General features: G+C 68.1%; 7 protein-coding genes. 3 read left to right on the top strand and 4 right to left on the bottom strand.

Annotation, left to right across the window (positions count from 1 at the left end; translation table 11 throughout):
- The 4 genes from OS124_RS0115940 to OS124_RS0115925 all read right to left on the bottom strand — a co-directional run.
- Positions 1-1,154 (bottom strand): aminotransferase class V-fold PLP-dependent enzyme (locus OS124_RS0115940; protein ID WP_040607382.1); only part of this gene is annotated, 1,154 nt, incomplete at its 3' end.
- Between the two features lie 173 nt (positions 1,155-1,327).
- Entirely contained in the window at positions 1,328-2,965 is a 1,638-nt protein-coding gene (locus OS124_RS0115935; RefSeq protein ID WP_010140784.1) for an acyl-CoA dehydrogenase family protein, read from the bottom strand.
- Positions 2,962-3,723: an SDR family NAD(P)-dependent oxidoreductase gene (locus OS124_RS0115930; RefSeq protein ID WP_010140782.1), complete on the bottom strand. Its 762-nt coding sequence runs from the start codon at positions 3,721-3,723 to the stop codon at positions 2,962-2,964. The genes OS124_RS0115935 and OS124_RS0115930 overlap by 4 nt, the downstream gene beginning before the upstream one ends.
- Before the next feature lie 66 nt (positions 3,724-3,789).
- Positions 3,790-5,634 carry a feruloyl-CoA synthase gene (locus OS124_RS0115925; RefSeq protein ID WP_010140781.1) on the bottom strand — a complete coding sequence of 615 codons (1,845 nt, stop codon included), beginning with the start codon at positions 5,632-5,634 and terminating at the stop codon, positions 3,790-3,792.
- A 143-nt stretch (positions 5,635-5,777) separates the two neighbouring features.
- On the opposite strand from OS124_RS0115925, the gene OS124_RS0115920 reads away from it, so the two are divergent.
- From OS124_RS0115920 to OS124_RS0115910, 3 genes are read left to right on the top strand one after another with little or no spacing between them, the layout of a single operon-like run.
- Positions 5,778-6,563 (top strand): crotonase/enoyl-CoA hydratase family protein, encoded by a 786-nt coding sequence (locus OS124_RS0115920; protein ID WP_010140780.1) that lies wholly within the window; start codon positions 5,778-5,780, stop codon positions 6,561-6,563.
- Between the two features lie 4 nt (positions 6,564-6,567).
- Positions 6,568-7,047: a MarR family winged helix-turn-helix transcriptional regulator gene (locus OS124_RS0115915; RefSeq protein WP_010140779.1), complete on the top strand. Its 480-nt coding sequence runs from the start codon at positions 6,568-6,570 to the stop codon at positions 7,045-7,047.
- 15 nt (positions 7,048-7,062) lie between these two features.
- Entirely contained in the window at positions 7,063-7,938 is an 876-nt protein-coding gene (locus OS124_RS0115910) for a 4-hydroxyphenyl-beta-ketoacyl-CoA hydrolase (protein ID WP_010140778.1), read from the top strand.
- Positions 7,939-7,964 lie beyond the last annotated feature (26 nt).

Raw genomic sequence — 7,964 nt, 5'->3', positions numbered from 1 at the left:
TCGTCGGTCAGGTAGCTGACCGACGCGCGGCACACCGACTGCCCCGGCGCGCCGAGGGTGGCATAGGGCGCGACACTGCCGGGCATGGCCTTCACCGAGATGTCGCGCAGCGCCAGCTCATGCTGGATCCGCGCCGCACTGAGGCCCGGGTGCAGGAAGGTGGTGATATGGCTTTCGGCCGGCCCGTCCTCGCGCAGCACCAGCCCCGGCACCTGCCGCAGGGCCCGGCGCAGCGCCTCCGAGCGCTCAAGCACCCGGTCGCGGATCTCCTCGGCGCCCAGCCGGTTGGCCAGCCGCAGCGCCGCCCCCAGGCCCAGCCGCAGCGCGGGCGAGAACTCGGCCGCCTCGAAGCGCCCGGCATCAGAGCGCAGCACGATGCTGCCGGTCACCACCGAGGCCGCGTGAAGGTTCAGCGCGAAGGGCTTCAGCCCGGCGAGGAAACCCTCGCGGACATAGAGGAAGCCGGTGCCCTTCGGCCCCCGCAGGGACTTGCGGCCGGGCGCCACCAGCACGTCGCAGCCGATCCGCGCCACGTCGATTGGCAGCACGCCGGCCACCTGAGCGGCATCGACGAAATAGGGAATACCGTGCGCCCGGGCCAGCTCTCCGAGCTTCGCCACCGGCACCGCATGGCCCAGGTGCGCCCCGACCCAGGTCACGGCGATCAGGCGCAGCCGTGCATCGACAATCTGCGCCAGTTCGGAAAGGTCCATGCGGCCATCCGGCGTCTCGGGGAGACGCTCCAGCCGGGCACCGACGCGGGCGCATTCCTGGGCCAGGGTCAGCACGTTACCGCCCCACTCTCCCGAGCCGACAAGCACGCGGTCGCCGGGGCGCAGGGGCGGCAGGGCCCCGAAGGCGGCATTCCAGCCATCCGCCGTGCCCGTGGTGAAGGCGATCTCGAAAGGAGTGGCGCCGATCAGCCGGGCGGCTTCCTCGCGGGCGTCCTCGATTGCGGCGGCGACGCCCTGCGCGGCCGTGCCACCATCACTGCGCAACTCTCGCGCGAGGTGATCCTGAAAGACCTCGGCGACCTCGGCAGGCAGCAACCCGTTGCCGGCAGCGTTGAAATGCACGATCCCCGGCAGGGCGGGCGTCGCCCTGCGCAGCGCATCGACATCAAGGCCGGCTGCGGCCTGCAAACTCGTGAACATGTAAGAACCCACCAAGCGATCACGTAAGGACTTCCCGTCCGACGCAGTTCACGCCACGACGGTGACGGGTTCAAGAACCTTTTCCATACACCTTTTCGCCCCGTGACCTCTTTCCCATGGCCCGGGTGCCTTCCCCCCGGGGCCGCCCGGAGACGGTCCCGAAGAGGGCGGGGTCAGACTGCCATCTCCAGCAGTTCGGGGGGCAGGTCACAGGCGGTTTCCGCCAAGGTCATCTGCGCCGAGGCGAAATGCAGATGGTAGCGCGCCCATGCGCTGCCCTGCGCCCCCAGACCAGCCATCCGCGTCGCCAGCAGGGCCGAGGTGGCGGCAAAACCGGCGCGCAGATAGCCATCGGCCTGCCCCAGAAGATCGCTCATCGGCGCACCCGAGCCCGCAATGCGGCCCGCAAGCGCCTCGAAGCGGTCGAGCACCGCCCCGGCCTCTGCCGCGCCTGGGGGGGAGGCTGCCAGCTCTGCCCGGGCAGCTGCGAGGAAGGCCGCAAGGCTGCGCCCCTCGTCCTTCAGCAGGCGACGGACCAGGAAGTCCTGGGCCTGCATGCCCGTCGTGCCCTCGTAGATCGTGATGATCCGCGCATCGCGCAGGTAGCGCTCGGCGGGCCATTCGCGGGTGTAGCCCGCCCCGCCCAGCACCTGCATGGCACCGGAGGCGGTCTCGAAGGCCAGTTCTCCGCCGAAATTCTTGGCCAGGGGCAACAGGAAGGCCTGGCGCAGTTCGGCGCCCTCGTCCCCGGTACGGGCCTGGTCGGCGGCCACGGCCGCCTCGAGCACCAGCGCCACCAGCAGCGCCGCCTGGGCATCCAGATGCAGCAGCTGGCGACGGACATCCGGGTGCGACAGGATCGGCACCGGCGCCGCATCCGGGCGGCCGCCCTGCAGCCGCTCGCCCGCGTAGCGCCGCGCCAGCGCCGCCGCCCGCAGGGCAATCCCCGCCCCCTGGCAGCCGGTCTGCAACCGCATCCTCTCGATCATCGCGAAAAGCGCCGACAGGCCACGCCCCGGAGCGCCCAGCATCTGCGCCTCGGCCCCCTCGAAGGACAGCACGCAGGTCGGAGAGCCATGCAGGCCCAGCTTTTCCTCGATCCGCTCCAGCCGGATCGCATTGCGGCGGCCATCGTCCAGCACGTCCGGGATCAGGAACAGCGACAGGCCCCGGGTGCCCTCTTCCGGCGCGCCGGTGCGGGCCAGGCAGAGGTGGCCGATACGCGTCGTCATGTCGTGATCCCCGAAGGAGATCCAGCACTTCTGGCCGGTGATCCGCCAGTGATCCCCCTGCGCCTCGGCGCGGGTACGGATGCGTCCCACGTCCGAGCCCGCGTCAGGCTCGGAAATGCAGATCGTCGCCGCCCAGTCGCCCGAGGCCAGTTTCGGCGCCCAGGTCGCGGCCAGCTCCGGCGCAGCCGAGAGCAGGCAATGCGCCGCCGCCCGGGTCGAACCGGCCAGCATCATGAAGGGCATGGCCGCGCCCTCGAAGCCCAGCGAAGTCGCCGCGTGGATCGCCAGCGGCAGGCCCTGCCCGCCCACGTCTTCCGGCAGGTCGGCCGCCAGCCAGCCATCGGCGCCGAGACGTGCAAAGGCCTCGGCATAGCCGTCAGGGGTGCGCAGGCGCCCGTTCTCGATCCGGCACCCCACCTCGTCGGCATGGGCGGCCAGCGGCTCCAGCAGCGCTTCGCCGAGGCGCCAGGCCTCGGAAAGGATCATGGCGGTGTCGTCGGCCTCGAGCCCCGCCGAGGCTTCCAGCGCGTCCCAGCCCGGCGTGGCCTGCAACAGGCCCGCGATCAGCTCGACGCTCATTTCGGTTGCATGCGGACCGCGCCGTCCAGGCGGATCACCTCGGCGTTCAGATAGGCGGTTTCGAAGATGTATTTCACCGTCGCACCGTATTCCGCCGGATCGCCGAGGCGCTGCGGGAAGGGAATGGTGGCGGCGATGGACTTCTGCACCTCTTCGCCCAGGCCTTCCAGCAGCGGCGTCAGGAAGAGACCCGGAGCGATGGTGTTCACCCGGATGCCGAACCGCGCCAGCTCTCGGGCGATCGGAAGCGCCATGGCGACGATGCCGCCCTTGGAGGCCGAATAGGCCGCCTGCCCGATCTGGCCGTCGAAGGCCGCGACCGAGGCAGTGTTGACGATCACGCCGCGCTCGCCATCTTCCAGCGGGTCCTGCAGGGTCATCCGCGCCGCGGCCAGCCGCAGCATATTGAAAGAGCCCAGCAGGTTGACCCGGATGGTGCGCTCGAAGTCCTCGAAGGGCAGCGGGCCCTCGCGGCCCACTACGCGGCCCGCCTCGCCGATGCCGGCGCAGTTGACCAGCCCGCGCAGGGGGCCCAGTGCCGCGATGGCTTCGTCCAGCGCCGTCTCGGCGGCGACGGGATCGGCCACGTCGATCACCTTTGCCACGCCCGACAGCTCTGCCGCGACGGCCTCGGCCGCTGCGGCATTGCGGTCGATGATGGTGATCTTCGCGCCCGCCGCATGAAGCGCGCGCGCGGTCGCCGCGCCCAGCCCCGATCCGCCGCCGGTGACGGCCACATGCACATCCTGCAGTTTCATGACTTCAGCCTTTCTTCACAGTCAGCCACGCGGCGGCACCTAAAGGGCCGGCGCGCGACGCAATTCTCAGACGCGTTCGCGCGACAGCAAAATCACCCGGGGATCCTCGGACCAGAGGTTGCCCACCAGGTCGGCCCGGTGGCGCAGCACCGCGCGCTGGTTGATCGAGCCCTTGTCGGTGACCTCGCCCTTCTCGAACGAAAGCGGCACCTCGAGGAACATCATCCGCGTCACCCGGCTGGCCGAGCCGGTGGCCCGCGCCGCATGGGCATCCAGCAGGTCGGAAGCGACCCGGCGCACCTTCGGGTGGTTCAGCAGGGCCTCGCCCTCCAGCCCCTTCTCGTCGACCAGCGCGCGCAGGGCATCCCAGTCAGGCACCACCAGCGCACCAAGATCCGTGTGCCCCTCGCCCGCGATGACGACGTCCGAGGCCAGGCCCTTCAGGTCATTGGTCAGCTTGGCGCGCAGCGCGCCGACGGCGACCCAGGTGCCAGAAGCCAGCTTGAAGTTCTCGGCCAGGCGGCCGTCGAAGTAGAAGCCCGCCGCCGCATTGCCCGGCTCGACGAAGCGGAAGGCATCGCCGAAGCAATAGAAGCCCTCTTCGTCGAAGGCCTCGGCGGACAGCTTCTCGTTGCGCCAGTAGCCGGGGGTGATGTTGGGCCCCTTGACCCGCGCCTCGTACTTGTCGCCCTGCGGTGCCAGCTTCAGGATGATCCCGCGCGAAGGCACGCCAAGGTTGCCGGCGGTGTCCTGCTTCTCGCAGCACATGAGCGAGAACGGCCCGGTCTCGGTCGAGCCGAAGCCGGTAGCCAGCACCACGCCGCCCTCGACCTCCTGTTCGGCGATGCGGGTGATGCGGTCCCAGACCGGCTGGGACATGCCCGCGCCGGCGTACATCAGCATCTTCACGCGCTTGAAGAAGGTCTTGCGCAGATCGGCGTCGGTTTCCATCGCGTCCAGCAGCATCTGGTAGCCGAGCGGAACGTTGAAGTACCAGGTGGGCGAGACCTCGCGCAGGTTGCGGATGGTCTTGCCGATGTCCTTCGGCGTCGGCTTGCCATCGTCGAGATAAAGCGTGCCGCCGTTGTAGATCACCAGGTTGAAGACCTTGTTGCCGGCGGCGGTGTGGTTCCAGGGCGCCCAGTCGCAGACGACGGGCGGTTCGTGGTTCAGGAAGCGGTAGCTGTCGTTGATCATCACCTGGTTGGAACAGAGCATCCGCTGGGTCTGGATCACCGCCTTGGGCGAGCCGGTGGTGCCCGAGGTGAACAGGAACTTGGCCACGGTATCGGGGCCGAGCGCCTCGTAGGCGGCCTGCATCGCCTCGGAGGGCGCGGTGGCGGCGAGGCTGTCGAAGCTCAGCACCTCGCGGTCGGACAGGCGGCCCTGCGCGCAGACCACCGGGATATCGGCGGCGAAGACCTCGGCGATGGCACGGCCGAAGGGGGTGGCATCCTCGGCGTAGACCATGCCGGGGGTCAGCTGCGCCGCCACGTCGACCAGCTTGCCCAGGTCGCCCTTGGCCAGCGCATAGGCGGGGGCCAGCGCCGCCGAGGGCACGCCCACATGCTGCGCCGCCAGCGCCATGATGGCATGCCGCACTGAGTTGCCCGAGAGAATCAGCAGCGGGTTTTCCGGCGACAACCCCATGGACAGCAGCGCCGAGCCGATGGCGCGAATCTTCCCTGCCGCCTCGCCATAGCTCATGTGCTCCCAGGAGCCATCTGCGCCGCGTTCGACCATCCAGCTGCGATCCGGCGCGACCTCGGCCCAGTGCAGGAATTTCTCGGTCATGCAACGGGGATACGGCCCCAGTTCGTCCTCCTGCCAGACAAGGATAGAACCGTCCTCGCGGGTCTCGGAATGGATAACGGGCGCCCAGAAATCGAGGGCCTCGGAATTGTCTGGCATAGCCACCTCCCATGTCTTGCCCGGCACGGGGATCTCTCTCCATTCCCTGTCCCGGCGTTGATCGGAGATTGACTCAGCAATTTAATTTTGTCTACTAGGAAACAAATAACGATCGACAGACGATGTGAGAGGATGGGTCGCGTATGGCTGGTTCGGACGAAAAAACCTTTGTTTCCTACGAGATGCGCGGTGATATTGCGATCATCGGCCTGACCCGGCCGGAGAAGCGCAACGCCATCAGCGATGCGGTCATCGAAGAGTTCGCCCTCAAGGTCGACCGCGCCAGCGCCGAGGCGAAGGCCGCCGTGATCTTCGGTGAGGGCCAGCATTTCTGCGCCGGTCTCGACCTGCTCGAGCACTCCGCGAAGCCGCTGCTGGAATCGGTTCTGGGCTCGCGCCGCTGGCACGAGGTCTTCGCCCGCATGGAGCGCGGCCGCATCCCCTTCATCGCCGCCCTGCATGGCGCGGTGGTCGGTGGCGGCTTCGAGCTGGCCTCGGCCTGCCATCTGCGCGTCGCGGATGAGACGACCTATTTCGGCCTGCCCGAGGGGCAGCGCGGCATCTTCGTCGGCGGCGGCGGCTCGGTGCGCATCGAGCGGCTGATCGGCACCAGCCGGATGACCGACATGATGCTGACCGGCCGCGTCGCCAAGGCCGCCGAAATGGAACGCTGGGGCGGCGTCAACTACGTGGTCGAGGCTGGCGGATCGCTGGACAAGGCCGTGGCACTGGCCGAGGTCACCGCGACCAATTCGACCTTCTCGAACTACGCGATCATGAACGCCCTGCCCCGCATCCGCGACATGTCCTCGGAAGACGGCCTGTTCGTGGAATCGGCGGTCTCGGCGCTGGCCTCGATGACGCCCGAGGCCCAGGACCGTCTGCGGGCCTTCCTCGAGAAGCGCGCCGGCAAGGTTCTGGCGAACTGATGCGATGAACCAGCCGGGCGGGATCGACAAGCCAGAGGAAGGCATCAGCAAGGAGAGCCTGCGCGGCTCTCTCGGCTTCCTGCTGCGTGTCGCCCAGTTGCGCAGTTTCAGCCACTTCTTCACCGTGCTGGCCGATGAGAACATCCGCCCCGGCGAGGCGACGGTGCTGGACCTGGTGCGCGAGAACCCCGGCATCCGTCAGGGCGCTGTCTCGAAGACGCTGAAGATCAAGCGCGCCCAGATGTCGAAGATGGTGCGCGAAATGGAGGCCTCGGGCCTGATCTCGCGCCGGGTGCCGCCCGAGGACCGCCGCTCGGTCGAGCTGCGGCTGACGCCCGAGGGCGCGGCGCGCATCGCCCAGATCACCACGCATTTTCCCGAGGTCGAGAAGCGCACCGTCAAGCGCCTCACCCCGGGCGAGGCACGCGAACTCAGGCGCCTTCTGATCAAGATGGCCGGGTTCGAGGAAAGCAAGGGAGAGTAGACCATGAGCCCTACCATGAATGTCGACGAGCTGGTCGCCATCGATTTCCACACCCATGCCGAAGAGCCCTGCAAATGCGGGCGGGATGACGGCTACAACGAATTCCAGGCCGGCATGGCCAAGTACTTCAGGAACCCCGCGGGGGCCGACGGGATGCTGCCGACCGTGCCGCAGACCGCCGCGTACTTCCGCGAGCGCAAGATCGGCGCGGTGATCTTCCCCGTCGATGCAGAGCGCGAGACCGGGTTCCACCGCTATTCCAACGAGGAAGTGGCCGAGCTTGCGAATGAGAACGGCGACGTGCTGATCCCCTTCGCCTCGATCGACCCCCACAAGGGCAAGGCCGGTGCGCGGGAAGCGCGCCGCCTGGTGCGCGACTTCGGGGTGAAGGGCTTCAAGTTCCATCCCACGATGCAGGGCTTCTTCCCCAATGACCGCATGGCCTATGACCTCTACGAGGCGATTGCCGAGGAAGGCGCCATCGCGCTGTTCCACTCGGGGCAGACCGGGGTCGGCTCGGGGATGCGCGGCGGCATGGGGATGCGGCTGAAGTATTCCAACCCGATGCATGTCGATGACGTGGCGGTGGATTTCCCGGACATGCCCATCGTGCTGGCGCATCCGGGTTTCCCCTGGACCGAAGAGGGCCTGTCGGTGGCCACCCACAAGCCCAATGTCTACATCGACATGTCCGGCTGGGCGCCGAAGTACTTCCCGCCGATCTTCGTGAAATACGCCAATTCGATCCTGAAGAAGAAGATGCTTTTCGGCTCTGACTGGCCGGCGATCACGCCGGACCGCTGGCTGGCCGAATTCGACGAACTTGACCTCCGCGAGGAGGTGAAGCCGCTGATCTTGAAGGAGAACGCTAGGAGGCTCCTCAAGATCTGATAAACGCAAAGCAACCAGGGAGGAGA

This window comes from Oceanicola sp. S124, assembly GCF_000220565.1.
Lineage (GTDB): Bacteria > Pseudomonadota > Alphaproteobacteria > Rhodobacterales > Rhodobacteraceae > Pseudooceanicola.
Note: the sequence above shows the minus strand (reverse complement) of the source record. Positions and strands in the feature narration are given on the sequence as shown.